The sequence below is a fragment of the Nostoc cycadae WK-1 genome (genome assembly GCF_002897135.1).
GTDB lineage: Bacteria > Cyanobacteriota > Cyanobacteriia > Cyanobacteriales > Nostocaceae > Nostoc_B.
Genome location: NZ_DF978422.1, coordinates 1 through 19,711 on the forward strand (window position 1 = coordinate 1; position 19,711 = coordinate 19,711).

Below are 19,711 nucleotides of genomic sequence, written 5' to 3' on the forward strand. Positions count from 1 at the left end.
GTACCAAACCGTTAGACAAAGTGCTGTATTTTGATTTTTCATGTAAGCTTTCAAAAGCAGTTTTCATGCTCAGAACTATGACGGTCAGTAGCCCTACAATTTTAGCCTTAGACTTTGACGGAGTAATTTGCGACGGACTAATTGAATATTTTGAGGTAGCATGGCGTACCTATTGTAAACTTTGGTCGCCAGCTAACGATACGCCACCTGATGACTTGGCCTTGAGATTTTACCGTCTTCGACCAGTAATTGAAACAGGTTGGGAAATGCCTGTTTTAATTAAGGCTTTGTTAGAGGGAATTTCTGATGAACAGATTCTTCAGGAATGGACAACGATTACTCCACAAATTTTGTTAACAAATAATTTGCAAGCCAGAGAAATCAGTGCCAAACTAGATCACCTGCGGGATGAATGGATTGCGACAGATTTACAAGGTTGGCTGAATCTGCACAAATTTTATCCAGGTGTGATTGAAAAAATTAAATTGACGCTGGCTAGTAATGTGGAATTTTTCATAGTTACCACGAAAGAAGGGCGGTTTGTGCAGCAATTGTTGCAGCAAGAAGGGGTGAATTTGCCTGAAACAGCTATTTTTGGCAAAGAGGTGAAACGTCCCAAATATGAAATTCTGCGAGAATTAATTCAGACAGCCAAGCAACAGCCAGTTCGTTTATGGTTTGTTGAAGACCGAATCAAAACTTTGCAGTTAGTTCAACAGCAAGCTGACCTGGAAGATGTGAAGCTTTTCTTAGCAGATTGGGGCTATAATACTCAACCAGAAAGGAAAGCTGCTCAAGATGACGAGCGAATTCAGTTACTATCGCTGTCACAGTTTGCCAAGAATTTCTCAGATTGGTTGTAAAAAAGTTGTAGAGACGTGATATCTTGCGTCTCTATATAATGGCTTCAGTAGGGTGAATCACCTCTAAAAATTTATGCTTGACCTGACAAAATTAGCGCGACAAATGCAAGGTTTAAGTCAGCATCTATCACTAGAAGCTGTTGCTGGTCGTCAGCGTTTAGAATTAGCGCAACAACATTTAATAAATGCTTACGCGTGTCAGCAAGATTTAATTGAACGTCAAGAAAAATGGCGCGATCGCATTCTTTTTGCTAATGCTACCCCAATTGAGCCATTAGAAACTCGTATTGATATTCCTGTTCCGCCTAAAGTACATACTGTCATCGCTACCGACGGTTCACAAATTGCACCTAGCCATCACGAAATTGCTTATTGCTATCTCTTAAATATTGGCAGAGTTGTTTTACACTACGGTCAAAATCGCCATCCACTGCTTGATAGTTTGCCAGAGGTATTTTACCGCCCCGAAGATTTATATGCGTCACGTCAGTGGGGAATTAGAACTGAAGAATGGATGGGTTTTTGTCGGACAGCGAGTGAAGCAACGGTATTGGCTGAATTAGCTTGTGCGGCTAAGAGTGATGCGCCAACCTTAGCAATGGTGGATGGTTCCTTAGTTTATTGGTTTTTGGAACAGTTACCGCTTGATGCCCGCGATCGCATTTTACTGCCGATTTTGCAAGCTTGGCAGCAGCTACGGGAAGCGGGAATTCCGTTAATGGGTTATCTGAGTGCTTCTCGTAACGTTGAAGGGATTAACTTTTTGCGGTTGATGGCTTGTCCTCATCCAGTCCCTGACTGTGTAAGTTATTGTCCCAATCAGTTAGAAAAGGTTCCTTGCAAAGTTTTTGAACCTTTACGAGATACATCTTTGTGGTCTACTCAACTTCAACCAGGACAACGCGGCCCTTTATGGCGGAGTAATGCACGAATTTTAGAATTTTATGAAGGACAAAGCATTTATTTTTGCTATGTTCACGTAGGTACAGAAATTGCCCGGATTGAAGTTCCAGCCTGGGTTGTAGAAAATAAAATTATGTTTGATGAAGCATTAGGTTTAATGCTGGCGCAAGTGCAAAAAGGATATGGCTACCCAGTAGCGATCGCCGAAGCACATAATCAAGCTGTGGTCAGAGGTGGCGATAAAGCTCGTTTCTTCGCCCTTTTAGAAAAACAAATGATTAAAGCTGGCTTGAAAAATGTTGGTACTTCTTACAAAGAAGCTCGAAAACGAGGCAGCATTGCTTAATATTTGTAAATAATTATCAATCTTTGCCAAAGGTAGTTAAATCTGCTTTTGTAACACTTCTTATTTTAATTTGATGTAGTTCATGTTTAGTTAATATTTTTTTAGGGAAATATATACTTAGTAAATTGGGTAACAAAAATTATTCGTACTCGACAACACAAAGTTATCAGGTGAATATAATCACCAAAAACTAGCATGGAAGTGTAAAGGCGGCCGTAGATAGTAATAATTTTTTATTGCTAATAATCGACTAATTTTATCTTGTCGAGTTGCTAGTAATTAATTGGCATGACTTGGGAAATTGTGAAAATAAACTAATTCTCACAAATCAATATTTTCAAAATTTATAAAGTCAAACAAAACTGGCAAACTTGATTATGCAAATACAAGTGCAATTAAATCATCACCAATCAAAAGAACAATATTCTCGATTCTTTTCTTTATCTTTAGACTTATTATGTATTGCTGGATTTGATGGTTATTTTAAGGAAATTAATCCAGCTTGGACAAAAATATTAGGTTGGTCAGAACAAGATTTATTAGGTAAGCCATTTATTGAGTTTGTACATTCTGAAGATAAAAATAACACGATTTTAGAAGCCCAAAAACTAGCAATGTCTTTTGAGACAATTCGCTTTGAAAATCGCTATTTATGCCGTGACGGCTCATATAAATGGCTTTCCTGGTCTTGTACTCCATTTAGCGAAGAAAATTTGATTTATGCTGTAGCTCGTGACATCACGCTGCAAAAAGAAAATGAGATGGCATTGCAAAAAAATATTCAAGAGTTAGAAGCATTCAAATTTGCTTTAAATGCTCATTCTTTAGTTGCTATTACTGATATAACTGGAAGAATAAATTACGCCAACGATAAATTCTGTGAAATTTCACAATACTCTAGAGAAGAATTATTAGGGCAAGACCATCGCATAATTAATTCTGGATATCATTCTCAGGAATTTTTCACAAATTTATGGCAGACTATTGCCGCAGGCAAAATCTGGAGAGGAGAAATTAGGAATAAAGCTAAAGATAATAGTTTTTATTGGGTAGATACACTGATTGCACCCATGTTAAATAACGATGGTAAACCACACCAATATGTAGCTATTCGCACCGATATCACACAACGTAAGTTTGCAGATTTAGCTTTATTTGAGCGATCGCGTTTATCATTATTAAGTGCAGAGGTCAGTTTAGTCTTATCTCAAAGTGGCACGTTGTCAGATATTCTCCAAAGTTGTCTAAATACGATATCGAGTTATCTTGATGTTGACTTGGTACATATCTGGACTTTTGAACAGCAAACACAGCCATTAGAGTTCCAAGCTGGTGTGCATTGCCAAGATGCTAATTGTAGGGCTTTAAGTAATAATCAAGATTTTCCTAATCATATCAACATAGCCAACAAAATTGTTGAGCTAATGTCTCATAATTATCAACCAATTTTGAATGAAGAAGTCAGCATTCATTCTCAAGATAACTTACTTGATTCAACATCTGCCATTTTGCGGTTTTCTGCTTATCCCTTAATTGTAGAACAGCAATTAATTGGCATCATGACTTTGTTTAGCCAGGAATTATTTAATGAAACCACCCATAACTTGTTGAATTGGATTGCTAATAATATTGCTGTTGCTATTGATAGAATTTGGGCTAGGGAAGAACTATTAAGTCGTCGAGAAGCCTTATTACTACAACTTGCTAGTCAAATTCGTAGTTCTCTTGACCTGGATACAATTTTAGAAACCGCTGTTAATGAAATTCGCAATTTATTACAAGTTGACCGTTGCTACTTTCTGCAATATTCTCCCGATTTTCCTCAAACTAGTCTGACGATTACTCATGAAGCACTGAACCCTAAATTACCTCCTATGTTAGGTAATTTGTCGCTGCAAAAGCATGATCTATTAGCAGAAATGCTCTTAACTAAAGAATTAGTCTGCATCAATAGTAAGCACGAAGATTTTTCTAGTCAGCCACGGATGCAAGCACTATTAAGTGAATTTGGCATTACAGCGCAATTACTATTACCAGTTAAAAGCAATTCTGGCGAATTTGGCGCAATTGTTTGCAGCCATTGTGATGGCGATCGCATTTGGAGTAATAGTGATATTGGATTGTTGCAAGCTGTGACAGATCAATTAGCGATCGCCATTGATCATGCCCAATTATATACTCAAAGCCGGGCTGCAACTCTAGCCGCCCAAACTCAAGCAGAACAACTCACTCAAGCTTTACATCAATTGCAGCAAACTCAATCTCAACTAATTCAACATGAAAAAATGTCAAGTTTGGGACAATTAGTAGCTGGAGTTGCTCATGAAATCAATAATCCAGTTAACTTTATTCATGGCAACATTAATTATGCCAGCGAATATGTTGAAGACTTAATTAAGTTGCTAAATCTTTATCAAGAACAGTATCCAGAACCTACATCAGAAATTGCCGAACTGGCGACAGAAGTTGATTTAGACTTTATTACCGATGACTTATCAAAACTTCTAACTTCTATGAAAATGGGAACTAACCGCATTCGAGAAATTGTTTTGAGCTTGCGAAATTTTTCCCGCTTGGATGAAGCTGATAAAAAATTAGTTGATATCCATGAAGGTATTGAAAATACTTTGCTAATTTTGCATCATCGCTGGAAGAATAATGGCATCGGGTTAAATATATCTATTATTAGAGAATACAATGATTTGCCGTTAGTTGATTGTTATCCTGGACAATTAAATCAGGTATTAATGAATATTTTAACCAATGCGATTGATGCTTTAGAAGAGTCAATAATTCAGGCAAAAAACTCAGCAGACAATCACAAAGAAGCACTGCAACCTCTCATTCTGATTCGTACAGAATATTTGGACAATAATTTTATCTCTATCAAAATTGCTGATAATGGTTCTGGGATGACAGAAGATGTTATAAACCGTTTATTTGATCCATTTTTCACCACCAAGCCTATAGGTAAAGGCACAGGTTTAGGTTTATCTATTAGCTACCAAATTATTGTAGAAAAACATGGCGGTAGCTTGGAATGTGTCTCAAAACCAGGCAAAGGGACAGAATTTTTAATTAAAATTCCCGTAAGGTTAAATTAGAAACACTGCCAGCGATCGCCTAAACTATCTAACATAGGAATAGTGATACAACGGTAAGCTATGCAAAATACCAATCAAGTTAGCACTACAGGGCTAAGTTTAGAGCTATTCCATGTCCAGACAAACACGGCTTTTAACTTACCACCAAACCTGATGGTGATTCGGGTTGGTAAGCCAAATGATCAACATCCACCTGATATTGATGTTTCTAGTTTGCCAAATGCAGAGGTAGTTTCTCGCATTCATGCTCAAATTCGGATAGATTCTAGCAATTACTTAATTGAAGACTTAGGTAGTGTTAACGGCACATTTGTCAACGATATCAAGCTAGAACCTGGAATTACACATCATTTAAAAGTAGGCGATCGCATCGACCTTGGGCAAGGACATTCTGTCACTTTTATTTTCCAAAATTCCCCAACACATCCACCAAATTTACTGACATCTGCTCAAATCACTCAAATTGCACCCCAACTAGTTGAACAAAATAAATCAATTGTGGTAGATAAAACAACTAAGCTCATAGGTTTGACTTTGATAGTTGCCAGCATCGTAATTTCCACCGCCAATATTAGAATTGGCATATTTTTTGGTCTTCCAAGCGTAATTTTATGTTTTGTCGGAATTTTTGTATTGTGTCAACAAAGAATTAACCGCAATCTAGGCTGGATTTTGATTGCATTAGGCATCGCCATTATGATATTCACCGGGCGAATTTTTGCCTCAGTCAACCTCTTACTTTTACTGCTAACCTCAACTTTATTTTTTACAGGATATTTGCTTTTTACAACAGGTAAAATATTTGGTTATGATTGGCGATCGCTGCAAAAAATAATTAATCAATAGAAAAAAGGTTACGCTGTGAGCATAACCTTGGTTTTCTGTACTATTTGAATTTAATAATTAGGTTTTTGCAAGTTTTTAAACAATCACAAAATTGCTTACATTCAATGCAGGCGCACCAGATAGTTGTGCTAGTTCCACCTGTCTAAATGCACCAGCATTGCCATCTTGGTCAAAATACAGCGCACCAGTCGTGTTGTTATAGACAAATCGCTGATCACTAGTAGTTGCAGATGTTCCCAAAGTAAACTGACTAATTGATAGCGCACCTGCTAATAAACCACCACCAAAACCAGCTGCTGATATCTGAATGATGTCATTAGTGATACTGAAGTCAGTAATAGTGTCAGTCCCTTCATTGAAACTATTAAAGACAAAAGTATCTGCACCGCTACCGCCAGTGATGAGATCGCTACCTCTGCCGCCTATGAGAAAATCATTGCCATTACCACCGATGAGGGTATCATTACCCAGTCCACCGTCGAGGGTGTTATTCCCAGTCGCACCCACAGCCGACAGAGTATCATTCCCACTGTCACCAGAGAGTAGGTTATTGCCGCTGGAATAATCCACAGTTAATATATCGCTACCATTGCCACCGTAGAGGGTGTTATTCCCAAAAGAACCAATAGCAGACAATTCATCATTACCCACACCACCATCAAGTAGGTTAATCCCTTCGGAATACTCCACACTTAATCTGTCATTACCACCTCTGGCGGTGAGGGTGTTATTGCCTATTGAAGTATCTGCCAACAACACATCATCAGCATTATCACCATTGAGGGTGTTATTGCCGCTAGATTGATTCACATTTAAGATATTACTCCCAGCGCCACCATTGAGGGTATTATTACCAGATGAACCAATCGCCGACAGATGATCATCGCCACTACCACCATCAAGGGTGTTATTACCGATTGATTCATCTGCATCTAATGTATCGTCGCCAGCATTACCGATAAGAGTGTTATCACCCTCGGAACGATAAGCAGTCAGGATATCGTTACCGTTGTAACCATTCAGTAGGTTATCTCCTGTGGAATCATGAACATCTAGCGTATCATCACCTTCGCCACCGTTGAGGTTGTTATTCCCAGATGTTCCAATAGCAGAAATATAATCATTACCAGCGCCGCCGTTAATTACATCATCACCACCACTACCACCAGAAAGTGTATCGTTACCGTTAGTTCCTACAATATTGTCATTGTAGGCTGTACCGATAAGGGTGAGGCTTTCGATGTTGCTGTAGTTAACCCGATTTGTACCTGCGGTGATTCTACCACTGTTGGTTAAAGCATTATATGTGGAGGTAATACCAGCGGTAGCATGGCTGTAATCAGCTGAAAGGCGATCGTATCCTTCTCCACCATCTACTGTCTGTACAGCCAGTGGTGTTAATTCTTGCAATGCAGTGCTGAGGTAGATTGAGTCATCACCTGCGCCGCCATTGAGGGTGTTATTCCCTGATGCACCAAGGGCAGAAAGCTCATCATTACCAATACCCCCATCAAGTAGGTTATTACCTGTGGAGTTATCAATGTTTAAGGTGTCGTTACCTTCACCACCATTGAGGGTGTTGTTCCCAAAAGCACCAACAGCAGAAAGCTCATCATTACCGCTACCACCATCCAGTAGGTTATTGCCACTGGACTGATCCACAATTAATCTGTCGTTACCGCCTTCACCATTGAGGGTGTTATTCCCCTCGGAACCAACAGCAGACAGATAATCATCATTAGCACCACCATAAAGCAGGTTATTGCCGGTTGACTGATCGGCATTTAAGATATCTGCCCCATTACCACCGTTGAGGGTGTTAATTCCCGATGAAGCGATCGCCGAGAGATAGTCATCACCCGTACCACCGTTGAGAGTATTGCTACCAGTTGATTCATCCGCATCTAATGTATCGTCACCAGCATCGCCGTTGAGGGTGTTATCGCCCGATGAACGATAAGCGGTCAGGGTATCGTTACCGCTATTCCCATTCAGATGGTTATCCCCTGTGGAATCACTCACATCTAATCTATCGTTCTGATCGCCACCGTTGAGGATGTTATTCCCCTGGGAAGCAATAGCTGTAATATAGTCATCACCCGCACCACCATTGAGGGTGTTATTACCTGTAGAATTGTCAATGTTTAACGTGTCTTGACCGTTCCCACCATTAAGGGTGTTATTTCCAGCAGCACCAATAGCAGACAGTTCATCATTACCAGCACCACCTTCAAGTAGGTTACTTCCGTCAGAATCATCCACAATTAGTCTGTCGTTACCTGCATCACCTCTGAGGGTATTATTGCCAAATGAAGCAATGGCAGACAGTTCATCATTATCATTGCCACCATTCAACACATTATTGCCAATTGAGTGATCGACATTTAATATATCTTCCCCATTTGCGCCGATGAGGGTGTTATTCCCCTTGGAAGCAACTGCTGACAGATAATCATCACCAGCACCACCATTTAACACATTATCGCCGATGGACTGATCGACATTTAAGATATCATTCCCATTGGCACCGATGAGGGTGTTATTCCCTGATGAAGCGATCGCCGAGAGATAGTCATCACCCGTACCACCGTTGAGAGTATTGCTACCAGTTGATTCATCCACATCTAATGTATCGTCATCTGCACCACCGTTGAGGGTGTTATCACCAGATGAGCGATAAGCGGTCAGGGTATCGTTACCGTTATTCCCATTCAGTTGGTTATCCCCTGTGGAATCACTCACATTTAAGACATCATCACCTACACCACCAGTGAGTCGGTTATTTCCAGATGAAGCGATCGCTGTAATATAATCATTACCCTCACCACCATTGAGTCGGTTATTCCCTGTAGAATCGTCAGCGTTTAACGTGTCTTGATTGGTACCACCATCAAGGATGTTATTCCCAAAAGTACCAACAGCAGAAAGCTCATCATTACCGGTACCACCATCAAGTAGGTTGTTACCGATGGATTGATCCACAATTAATCTGTCGTTACCACCTTCACCATTGAGGGTGTTGTCATTTCCCTCGGAACCAACCGCCGACAGATAATCATTACCAGCACCACCAAAAAGCAGGTTATGGCCGGTTGACTGATCGATGTTTAAGATATCTGCCCCAGTACCACCGTTGAAGATGTTAGTTCCAGATGAAGCGATCGCCGAGAGATAGTCATCACCATCACCACCGATGAGGATATTAATTCCAGTTGATTCATCCGCATCTAATGAATCGTCACCAGCATTGCCGCTGAGGATGTTATATCCAGATGAACGATAAGCTGTCAGGGTATCGTTACCGTTGTCACCATTTAGCTGGTTATCCCCTGTGGAATCACTCACATCTAATGTATCGTCCTCATTACCACCGTTGAGGATGTTATTTCCCGATGAAGCGATCGCCGTAATATAATCATCTCCTGCACCACCATTGAGGGTGTTATTGCCTGTAGAATTGTCAATGTTTAACGTGTCTTGACCGTTCCCACCATTAAGAGTGTTATTTCCAGCAGCACCAATAGCAGACAGTTCATCATTACCAGCACCACCTTCAAGTAGGTTACTTCCGTCAGAAGAATCCACAATTATTCTGTCGTTACCGGCACCACCTCGGAGGGTGTTATTGCCAAATGAAGCAATGGCAGAAAGATAATCATCATCATCTTCACCATTCAACAGATTATTGCCGATTGACTGATCGACATTTAATATATCGTTCCCATTTGCGCCAATGAGGGTGTTATTTCCCTCGGAACCAACTGCCGACAAATAATCATCACCACCACCACCATTGAGTCGGTTATTGCCGGTTGATTCATCCGCATCTAAGATATCGTTCCCATTGGCACCGTTGAGGATGCTATTTCCTGATGAACTATAAACCGAAAGGGTATCATCACCAACCCCACCATCTAGATTGTCGTCACCGCCATTACCTGTGAGGGTATCATTTCCCGCAAAGCCTCTAATAATATCATTGCCTGGTGTGCCAATGATATTATCATTGCCATTGGTGCCATTAATTGCCATAATTTTTACCTAAAATAAATCGATTGTTTCAGTAACTAGAAAGTTTTCAAATTACAGATTTTGCTGTTTTAAGCAACAAAAAATTTCCCAAAAGTTGTGACTTTCAGCATATTTTTGTCAGCCAGAAGCAATACAATTTGGTTAAATTTCCAAGGCACAATTTGCAACATAATGTTGGCTTTTGCTGTCGCATTAACTAAGTACAAACATATTTAACTGAAGCATATTAGCTCATATAATGACAGTAATTTTTTATAAAGTTTTACCTATTGATTAAAAAAAACACAAATGGATAACATGTTTATTTTCCCGCCTTATTACTAATTATGATTGAATATGATTCTTAAAAATCTCTTATGCTCAGGCGGTGAAAAGCGCTATCGAAACAATACCAATTTAAATAATCTCGACTATACATTAATCTTTCAAACAAGCGAAATTCCACACTCTGTAATTATTATCAAAGAGTGAATATATGCTCCTAGCCAGCTATCTGCTGTATTGTGTTTCTTAAATTGGTATGTATTATATTTTTAGCCGTTATCTCTGCACTATCTGTGCCTCTATAAATTCCCAGACAAACATTTATGTTTAGGCTTTATTTCAACCATCCTTTGATCATTAGCGATCGCTAATCAAGTATCTAAAAATCAAGCTTAAAGATGTATGTGACACAGAAAGGCGCTCCCATGATGTCATTGTGGGCTATTGCCTATGATTATTTAGCTTAGTAGCTAGGTAATATCTAAATAATTTATTTAAATTGTACTGTATATTTACTGAGGTGTCTATTCTCACCAAAGGCATCTTTACATACTCTTTACAGTCATTAGCAAAGGTATATAAATAAGCATACCAATACTTGTATTTGTGTATTATTCACTTTTTGATAGCAAAGAAATATGTTAAAGGAAGTAAATAGAGAAATTTCCTTTAATAAAACAGGGCTTACTTCATTCGCTTTGGGTAGATATTGCCAGGATAATTATGTAATCCATAATGAATGAAAAATAAAAAGATTATTACCTATTTCTTTATCTATGGTGATGAGGATTTATAATTACTATTCAAGCTTTTGTAAATTTTCGGTATTGATAAAGATTGTTAATTTTTTTGTAGATATGAAATTTTTTGCGGAAATTTACAATCAATTTATAACTCCTGAATACAACTTGTGCATGATACAAAGTCTTGATGTACTAGCCAAAGTTTGGATATGGGATAATTCACCTAAAGGAAAGCATAAATCGAAAATTTTGCTTAAATTATTTTTTGCGAAGCTTATATTTTAGATTGAAAAAAGAATTTTATCCCTTAATATTTTTTCAAGTCAGCCATTTAACTGGAATAACAATAAAAATTATTTATTAAAGGCGCATATCTGTAAGTCTGACATTAAGGCTTACACTAGTACTACAAGGCGGAAGCCAAAAGTCAAATAATTTTAAATTAGCAAAATTGCCCAGCCTGGGATTATTGAGAATATTGCAAGATAGGATTTACGAGACATAGATCTATTTCTCGTTATTTTTGGGGTAGTCCGTCTTGAAAAACCAGCAATTCTCCAGGTTGGATTGTAGTCCAGACTTCATTATCAGTGAGGGGGGTAGTAGCAATGACGGCGACGCGATCGCTTGGCGAAGTCAACTCCCGAAAATCCACAGTCATATCTTGATCAATCAAGTGGGCTGCGGCAAAGGGGGCTTGACGTACAATGTAGGTTAGTTTCGTTGAACAGTGAGCAAAAAAGTGTTCTCCATCCGATAACAAATAGTTAAAAACACCTACTTTGGCTATTTCAGCCGTAATTTGACGGAGGACAAAATTAAGTTTGTCTAAGGGAGGTTTACCATGCGGAAAAGCTTCTCGCAAAGTTTCTAGGATGATGCAGAATGCTTTTTCACTATCCGTGTTTCCCACTGGTTCGTAAAAGCCCATATTTTGGGGATGAAAATCTGGTAAATTGCCATTATGGGCAAATACCCAATACCTACCCCACAGTTCCCTTTGGAACGGATGACAGTTTTTTAAGGCTACCTCGCCCTGAGTTGCTTTACGGATATGGGCGATAACATGGGTAGAGTGGATGGGATAGCGCCGTACCAAATCTGCTACTGGAGATGTAACAGAAGGTTTGTCATCTAACAATAGCCGACATCCCTTTCCTTCAAAAAATGCAATCCCCCAACCATCACTATGATCATCTGTTTTTCCTCCTCGTGCTGAAAAACCCTCAAAGGAAAAACAAATATCTGTGGGAACATTGCAATTCATCCCTAGCAGTTGGCACATAATTACGAACTATTAGTTTGATGTTGTGAAAAATGCAAGAATCAGATACCGGACTTCTTAAAGCAATCCGGTATGTCATTGTTATAAAGTATTAAAAACACATTACTGTAGATAATTTCAGTTCAAATAGTGCAGAAAAACATTTGTTGAGAAAAAATTCCGAATTCCTAACTTTCTCTCGTTTCCCGACGTGCTTTTAGTTTTAACAATATTTCTGCGTGCATTTCACGAGTAATAGGGTAAAAATATGTCAAAACTAAACCGCAAATTAAACAAACAGTTGGTATAGGTCCAACAGCAAAACGAATAGCGGTGAGTGCAGATTCTGGTTGAATAGGTAGAGTTGTTTGTCCAACTACAGCTTCTTTAAAGCCAGCAGATTGTAAGGCATTACCTACTAAAAATAGCCCAAAAGCTAATCCAAATTTCTGCAACAAAACCATAAAACCATAAAATATACCTTCTCGGCGTTGTCCAGTTTGGAGTTCATCTAATTCAATCACATCGGGAATCATTGACCAAGGAACTAAATAAGCTGTAGACACACCAACCCCAGCCATTACAGCCATCACATACATCAAAACCAATTGACCTGGCTGTAAGAAAAATAGTCCGGCTGCGGCGATAATCCATAAACTCATACCGAGAAAATAAACCAATTTTTTGCCAATTTTTTTACTTAAATTGCTCCAGACGAATAACATAACTAAGGCAGTACCTTGAACCGCAATCATCACTGTAGGTACGTCTGCTTCTTTCAGACCCATACAATTAGTCACAAAATAGGGAATGATGCTGGCGGTGATCTGCACGCCTAACCAAGAAAAAAGATATATGCCAATGACAAACAGAAACGGTCGATTGGTAAAAACAATTTTTAACTGTTCAAAAAATGGTAGAGATGGGGGTTCTGGAATTTGGATACGTTTAGCTTCAAAGGCTAAAATGCGATCGCGGACTCCAAAAATACACCAATATAAAGAGACTACAGAAATTACAGTACAAATTACAGCTAAGACAAAATATTGTTGTTGGCGGTCAGCAATTTGAGAAAAAACTATTTGCGCCAAAATCAGCGATAAAATACTGCCACCAATGGAAAAAGTAAACCGGAAACTGTTGAGACTGGTGCGCTCATCATAATCTTGAGTAAGTTCAGGAGTCATTGCCGTATAAGGCAAATTCACCACAGTGTAAAAAACCTGAGAAATCAAGCCAATTACCACGTAATACCAAAACAAAGCCGAAATATTAGTACTGCGATCGCTACTAAATTGCGGTACAATCCACTGCAAGAAAAAGAAAATACCAAAAGGAATTGCACCATATAACATCCACGGAAGCCGACGACCCCAACGCCGAGATTTTGTTTTATCAGTCAACGTTCCGACAAAAGGATCATTGACTGCATCCCAAATTTTGCCAATTAACAATACGCTACCAGCTATCCCTGGGGGCAGACCAGCGACATTTGTAAAAAAAACTAGCAAGAAAAATATCGAAATATTGGCAGTAATTGCCGGGCCTAAATCGCCCGCACCATAAGCTAGTTTTGTTTTAAAGTCCAGTTTTCTACTTAAAGTCCCATTTTGGGCAGAATCGTTCATAATATCTGGCGCTCGTACTAGAATAAAAAATTTGCGATCGCTATCAGTATTACCTCAAAATCACTTTCTTTATGCCAGACCTTTACGTTTCTTGGTCAGAATATCACTATAAAATTGAACAACTGGCGGTTCAGGTGTATCAATCTGGTTGGGAATTCAACCAAATTGTCTGCCTAGCCAGAGGCGGATTGCGAGTCGGAGATATTATTTCTCGAATTTATCAAAAACCACTAGCAATTTTAGCTACATCATCCTACAGTGGCCCCGGTAAACAAGAAAGAGGCAATCTCACCTTTTCTCATCATTTGACGATGACTACTGAACAGTTGGGTTCCCACATTCTTTTAATTGATGATTTGGTAGATTCTGGCATCACCCTTCAGCAAACTGTTCCCTGGCTAAAGGAAAATATTGATTCTCCCATTGCAGAAGTCCGCAGCGCCGTTATTTGGTATAAAGCCTGTTCGGTGATCAAACCCGATTATTACGTTGATTACTTACCCGATAATCCCTGGATTCATCAGCCTTTTGAACATTATGAACATACAAATCCCGCAGCTTTGGCAGAAAAAATGAGTCAACTATGTTGACAAAATTAAACCGCTTGAAAGGATGGGATAGAATCCAAAATCTAAAATAGCCACAGCCAAACAGGTAGAGTCATCAGCAACAGTATTACTCCCAGTGCTAAGGAAGTCACGGCGAGGTCGCGGTCAAGATTGAAGGTTTCGGCTAACACCATTGTGGCAAATGCTGGCGGCATGGCCATTTGCAAAACAATTACCTTAGCAGCGGAACCAGACACGCCAAAAAGTGATAAAGTACTGCCGAGAAGCAGGGGAACTAGGAGCATTTTAATTGCCAAGCTGACGGCTGCTTGTGGGACTCTTTGCCAAGAATTGAGCCGAGAAAGTCGCATTCCAATTAAGGCTAGAGATAAAGCTACAGCACACCAACCCAATTTCTCTAAATAAAATTCCGCAGTGGTAGAGATACTAACTTGACGAAACAGTAAGCCAAAACCAAAACTCCACAGAGCGGGATTAATCAAGATAGCCTGAGCCATTTGCCAATAGTTTGTCCCACCATCGCCAAACCGAGATGCTAGGGCGACACCCAGACCGTAAGCGCCAAACAATGACCCTAGTAAATCGTAAAATAAAGCCCAAGCAAAATAATCTTGGCCTACCATTGCTAAAGTCACAGGAAAGCCGATATAACCTGTATTGCCAACCATTGCCGCTAAAATAAAACTTCCCTGAGTTGGGTGCTGGAAAGTTGTATTTGTTAGATAAGCTTGGCCTTTAATAGTTAACCAAGCCAAAAATGCCCCCAAGAAAATTGCTAAATGAGCGATCGCCGGGGCAATCCAAATCTGTGCGGATAAGTCAGCTTGACGTAAAAAAGCAACAATACTTACAGGTACTCCTACCCAAAAAAGCCACTGACCCAAACCCGTTGGAACTGTGGTAGGTAGTTTCCGTCCCAGGAAAAATCCGATTAAGATTAAGCCTACCAGTTTGACGTATAGTTCTAGGAGGTTTGCCAAAATTTCGCTAACAAAGACAGATGTAAAATGTACCGAATATGCTAATCTCTGTCCAGTCTACAGTCTGTTATGAATTTTGCACAAAAGCAGGAGTTAACCCTTGAATAAAGCTGGGTTTTCTGGAAAACCCCCAAATTCGTCCGGTGATACAGGTGATGACATTCCAGTGGCTTTACGCGATACTCCTGATGTCGCATCTAAGACACCTTTACAACCTTTGGTTTTGCTCATTGGGGGAGTCGCGGGATTTATCCTGCTGGCTATAGTTAGTGGTTTTTTCTTTTCTCTCACTACACCGAAAAAAACCGCCGATTCTCAATCATCGCCTGCTAATTCTCTCAGTACAACTCCAACCACTAATAACTCTGGAAATTCTCAAGATAATAATGTGGTATTGGGGCATTTAGCATACCCAGAAGCACCAGAGTCAGAGTTAGCGCCAATTACCGCAGATCGCCGGATGAGAATGCGAAAGACGGCGGCAGAAAAGTTTCGCGCTATGACGCAAGCAGCGCGGAGTGCAGGTGTAATTTTGGTGCCAATTTCTGCTTTTCGCTCTGTGAAAGAACAAGAGCAATTATTTTTTGATATAGGAGCGCAGCGAAATCAAACCCCAGCCCAAAGAGCCTCCCTGAGTGCGCCGCCTGGCCATAGTGAACATCACACGGGTTATGCGGCGGATATTGGAGACGGCGCATCACCAGCGACTAATCTCCAGGCTGACTTTGATAAAACTAAAGCTTTTGGGTGGCTACAAGCCAATGCAGCCCGCTTTGGTTTTGAGATGTCTTTCCCTAAAGATAATGTGCAAGGTGTGAGTTATGAACCTTGGCATTGGAGGTTCGTAGGCGATCGCCAAAGTCTAGAAATGTTCTATAAAGCGAGAAATTTAAAACCAGCTAAGGCATCACCTTAAAGAAGAAGAGAAAAGTCAGAATTCCGCCTCAATTAGTGGCTGGTCTTTTCCCCACTAATTGACAATCTAAAATTCAATTCTGAATTCTGACTTTTTATGAGTGACCAACAATTTTTGGGGGACTTTATTTTTCCGCATTTTCAAAATCTGTTAATGCACAGGCAAACTCTCTAAAACATGTTTTAATTAACACCTCTCTCATGCCTCTATCTAAAGAAGAATTACGGATCATATCTGTTAATTCTAAGAATAGATAGGAAACAACAAAACGGTCTTGGCGGTCAAATTGTTTGAGACAATTTAATATAAAGTCATAAAGCTCGGTTTTTCTGGGTTTACTTTGTTCTTCCCAGATTTTGAATGCAAGTTGAAAAGTTTTTAGGCGGATCTCACTGATATTGTAGGAAGTGTCTTTGTAGCGAATTGACACGCGTTGAGGCAGTTCCATAGGTTTTGGTGTAGAGAAATTATGTGAAGTATTATTCAGTCGTTTTTTCCTTTATCCGGAGAAATGTCTAATAATTCAAGGAGATGATTTCAACTTTTAACTTGCCTAACTTTAACTATGTATTAAAGTACTTGTGTTGCATAAAGTAGCTTGATCATCAGATTTTACCTATCTTTAATCCATAATTATTATTTTTATTTATTATCATCAGTGTAGATTATTATATTTATATAATTGATTTTATTAAGATTGACAAAAAAGAAAATATATGGTTGGGTGAAAAGTAAGGTGTAAGCTGATAACCCACAAAGAACTGCAAAAAATGTGGCAGTTAAGCTGAGGGAATATGAATTTAATCAAAATATTAGAGAATCAACCTAAATGGTGCATAATATTGCTCAGTGCCTTATTTATAACCTTGATAGGTTGGTTAGATTACCAGATACCACCAGAAATTTTAATAGCAATCTTTTATTTAATTCCGATTGGAATTGCCACATGGTTTGCTGATAACTGTAGCGGAGTAGTAGTTTCTTTGATTAGTGCAGTTACAAATTTTTTGGTCAATCAAAGACCAAACTTTCACTATTTACACCCTCTAGTACCTTATTGGAATACGATTGTAGTTTTAGTGTTTTTTTTATTTACAAATTATCTTTTATCACAACAAAAAAATACATTAAAAAATTTAGAAAAGCTGGCGCGTACTGATAATTTAACAGGATTACATAACAGGTCATTTTTTTGGGAATTAGTAAATATTGAAATTCATAAATCTTTAAGACATAAAGAGCATTTAACTATTGCTTATTTTGATGTAGATAATTTTAAATATATTAACGACCAATTTGGACATACTGTAGGCGATCGCCTACTATGCTTAGTAGCAGAAAATGCTAAAAATAATCTGCGTAAAATTGATATAATTGCCAGAATAGGTGGTGATGAATTTGCTATTTTATTACCACGCACTGGTTATGAAGCATCAGAAATAGTATTACAGCGATTGCAAAGAACTCTATCATCTGCCATGCAGGAACAAAATTGGCCTGTAACATTTAGTATTGGTGCAATTACTTTTATTAAACCACCAACTTCAGTAACTGAAATGCTTGAGAGAGCCGATAATTTAATGTATGGTGCCAAAAAAAAGGGGAAAAACTTACTCCACCATGAATTATCAACAAATTAGGCTTGAACATAAAATCTAAAATTTAGCATTGCTAGTCGTCATTTTGACCTATTTAAGACTACCCTTTGTTTAGTCAGTTAATGAGGTAATAAAAATGGTAGCAGAAGTTAAAGAATTAGAGGCGCAACATTGGGTAAAAACTCGCTCTTCTCTCGACTCTAGTGAATCTACATTTTTAAGTTGGAAAGGTAAAATTTATAGTTTTATTCCAGGAGAGAAAAGAAAACTCTTATTTAAAATGTTGGGAGTGAGTGTTAGTCGGTGTATTTCCACAGAAGAAGGTAGTTGGGATTTTACTTCTCGTGAACTGACTTATTACTTAAACCCAGAAACAGAAGAAATTTTGCCCAAATGGGAAAATCCCTGGACTGGTGAAACTGTACCTGTGTTACACGTTGCAAATAATCCCGTGCAAGGACATTTTAATGGTAAATTTCCGGCGCAAGTCGAGGGAGACAGTACAACTTTTGTCTTTGATATTTTTCCAACATATCCAAATCCCCTGGCAGAAAATCCCAAATTTGCCGAATATAGCCCATATAAAACTTACCAAGCCGCAGAATTATTTAAATTAACTGTCCCCACCGCAGATTTATTTAATCCAGAACTCAATTCAGTTTCGCAGCTGAAGCTGAGTTGGGATAGGATTGGTCAATGGCTACCTTGGATGAAAATGGGCGATCGCACTGGTAATCTCATTTATAGTGCTGTGGGTAGCAAAGTTAGCGGTTTAGCAGGATTACCCCAAGTACTACAAGATGAAATTAATCACCGCCTTCCTTTATATAAACAAGCTCCTAAAGCATTTTCTGATGGAGAAGATATGACTTCTTGGTTATACTTCCAAAAGCATTTTGATGCTTACCTAGCAGGTGAAATCTTTCCCTTACCAGCAGCTGAGGAATGATAATAATTTGGATAATTTGGTGTTGCTGAACTGGTGAATAGTTGAATTCAAGCTTCTTCATTCATCAGCTTTGTCATCAGAAAACGCGCATGTTTTTGATAGCCAACTCGATGGTAGAGTTTTTGAGCTTTGATGTTTTCAAAGTCTACCTCTAGATCAAGGGCTTGAACACCTAAATTATGGCAAATTTCCTCTGCAAATATCAAAGTCTGCGTACCGATACCTTGTCCACGATGCTTTGGACGAAGATAAAATTCATCCACAAAAGTATCTCGACCCCGGTATTCTAGGCTGTAACCTAACGTCAAAACAATATAGCCAATGACCTCATATTCTTGCAAAATCAGCCATATTTGTCCAAAAGATTCATTCCTCAACAACTCTATGAGTACATTGCGATCGCTATTTTTATCAAATGGGAGGTTTTCAGTTTCATGAAACTCCTCAACAAGTTCCAAAAGAATCGTTAGATCGGAAATAGCCGCTTTTTGATAGTTAATATTCACAATACACCTTTAGATTCTTAAAATCGAAATAATAGGCTATACCAATCATTCTCGCTATCTGTAAATTTAGCTGACAATTTCTCATCGTAAAGTATGGACTCTCACGAAACACATTGCATCGGGTCAGAAATAGGATGAGTTAAGCTCCTGACTTCATAGCACTATGTGTGGTCTATCCCTCTTCTGTCACTTTCCGTAGA

At 38.9% G+C, this 19,711-nt stretch carries 14 protein-coding genes; 8 read left to right on the forward strand and 6 right to left on the reverse strand.

Annotation, left to right across the window (positions count from 1 at the left end):
- Window positions 1-77: 77 nt before the first annotated feature.
- The 4 genes from NCWK1_RS02170 (at window position 78) to NCWK1_RS02185 (ending at window position 6,062) form a co-directional block, all read left to right on the forward strand.
- On the forward strand, window positions 78-863 hold the full coding sequence (locus NCWK1_RS02170; protein ID WP_096580574.1) for an HAD family hydrolase: 786 nt from the start codon (window positions 78-80) through the stop codon (window positions 861-863).
- A gap of 73 nt (window positions 864-936) precedes the next feature.
- On the forward strand, window positions 937-2,112 hold the full coding sequence (locus NCWK1_RS02175; protein WP_103123562.1) for a DNA double-strand break repair nuclease NurA: 1,176 nt from the start codon (window positions 937-939) through the stop codon (window positions 2,110-2,112).
- Between the two features lie 377 nt (window positions 2,113-2,489).
- Complete coding sequence (locus NCWK1_RS02180) at window positions 2,490-5,216, forward strand: PAS domain S-box protein (protein ID WP_103123563.1); 2,727 nt, start codon at window positions 2,490-2,492, stop codon at window positions 5,214-5,216.
- Between the two features lie 60 nt (window positions 5,217-5,276).
- Complete coding sequence (locus NCWK1_RS02185) at window positions 5,277-6,062, forward strand: FHA domain-containing protein (RefSeq protein ID WP_103123564.1); 786 nt, start codon at window positions 5,277-5,279, stop codon at window positions 6,060-6,062.
- Between the two features lie 75 nt (window positions 6,063-6,137).
- Here the strand turns inward: NCWK1_RS02185 and NCWK1_RS02190 are convergent, their stop codons facing one another.
- The 3 genes from NCWK1_RS02190 to NCWK1_RS02205 form a co-directional block, all read right to left on the reverse strand.
- Window positions 6,138-10,094 (reverse strand): beta strand repeat-containing protein, encoded by a 3,957-nt coding sequence (locus NCWK1_RS02190; RefSeq protein ID WP_103123565.1) that lies wholly within the window; start codon window positions 10,092-10,094, stop codon window positions 6,138-6,140.
- Window positions 10,095-11,618: 1,524 nt separating this feature from the next.
- Window positions 11,619-12,386, reverse strand: coding sequence for a class II glutamine amidotransferase (locus NCWK1_RS02200; protein WP_096580561.1), 768 nt, complete (start codon window positions 12,384-12,386; stop codon window positions 11,619-11,621).
- Window positions 12,387-12,553: 167 nt separating this feature from the next.
- A complete protein-coding gene (locus NCWK1_RS02205; RefSeq protein WP_103123566.1) occupies window positions 12,554-13,993 on the reverse strand; it encodes an MFS transporter in 1,440 nt (479 codons plus the stop codon).
- Window positions 13,994-14,064: 71 nt separating this feature from the next.
- On the opposite strand from NCWK1_RS02205, the gene NCWK1_RS02210 reads away from it, so the two are divergent.
- Window positions 14,065-14,583, forward strand: coding sequence for a phosphoribosyltransferase (locus NCWK1_RS02210; RefSeq protein WP_096580557.1), 519 nt, complete (start codon window positions 14,065-14,067; stop codon window positions 14,581-14,583).
- 41 nt (window positions 14,584-14,624) lie between these two features.
- Here the strand turns inward: NCWK1_RS02210 and NCWK1_RS02215 are convergent, their stop codons facing one another.
- Window positions 14,625-15,542, reverse strand: coding sequence for an AEC family transporter (locus tag NCWK1_RS02215; protein WP_096580555.1), 918 nt, complete (start codon window positions 15,540-15,542; stop codon window positions 14,625-14,627).
- A gap of 100 nt (window positions 15,543-15,642) precedes the next feature.
- Here NCWK1_RS02215 and NCWK1_RS02220 point away from each other — a divergent pair, with 100 nt between their 5' ends.
- Entirely contained in the window at window positions 15,643-16,458 is an 816-nt protein-coding gene (locus NCWK1_RS02220) for a M15 family metallopeptidase (RefSeq protein ID WP_103123567.1), read from the forward strand.
- 124 nt (window positions 16,459-16,582) lie between these two features.
- Here NCWK1_RS02220 and NCWK1_RS02225 read toward each other — a convergent pair whose 3' ends face one another.
- Window positions 16,583-16,906, reverse strand: coding sequence for a hypothetical protein (locus NCWK1_RS02225; RefSeq protein WP_096580551.1), 324 nt, complete (start codon window positions 16,904-16,906; stop codon window positions 16,583-16,585).
- 346 nt (window positions 16,907-17,252) lie between these two features.
- Between NCWK1_RS02225 and NCWK1_RS02230 the strand changes: the two genes are divergently transcribed.
- Window positions 17,253-18,098, forward strand: coding sequence for a GGDEF domain-containing protein (locus NCWK1_RS02230; RefSeq protein WP_103123568.1), 846 nt, complete (start codon window positions 17,253-17,255; stop codon window positions 18,096-18,098).
- A 94-nt stretch (window positions 18,099-18,192) separates the two neighbouring features.
- Entirely contained in the window at window positions 18,193-19,005 is an 813-nt protein-coding gene (locus tag NCWK1_RS02235) for a DUF1838 domain-containing protein (protein WP_103123569.1), read from the forward strand.
- Between the two features lie 47 nt (window positions 19,006-19,052).
- Here NCWK1_RS02235 and NCWK1_RS02240 read toward each other — a convergent pair whose 3' ends face one another.
- Entirely contained in the window at window positions 19,053-19,511 is a 459-nt protein-coding gene (locus tag NCWK1_RS02240) for a GNAT family N-acetyltransferase (protein ID WP_103123570.1), read from the reverse strand.
- Between the last annotated feature and the right edge of the window lie 200 nt (window positions 19,512-19,711).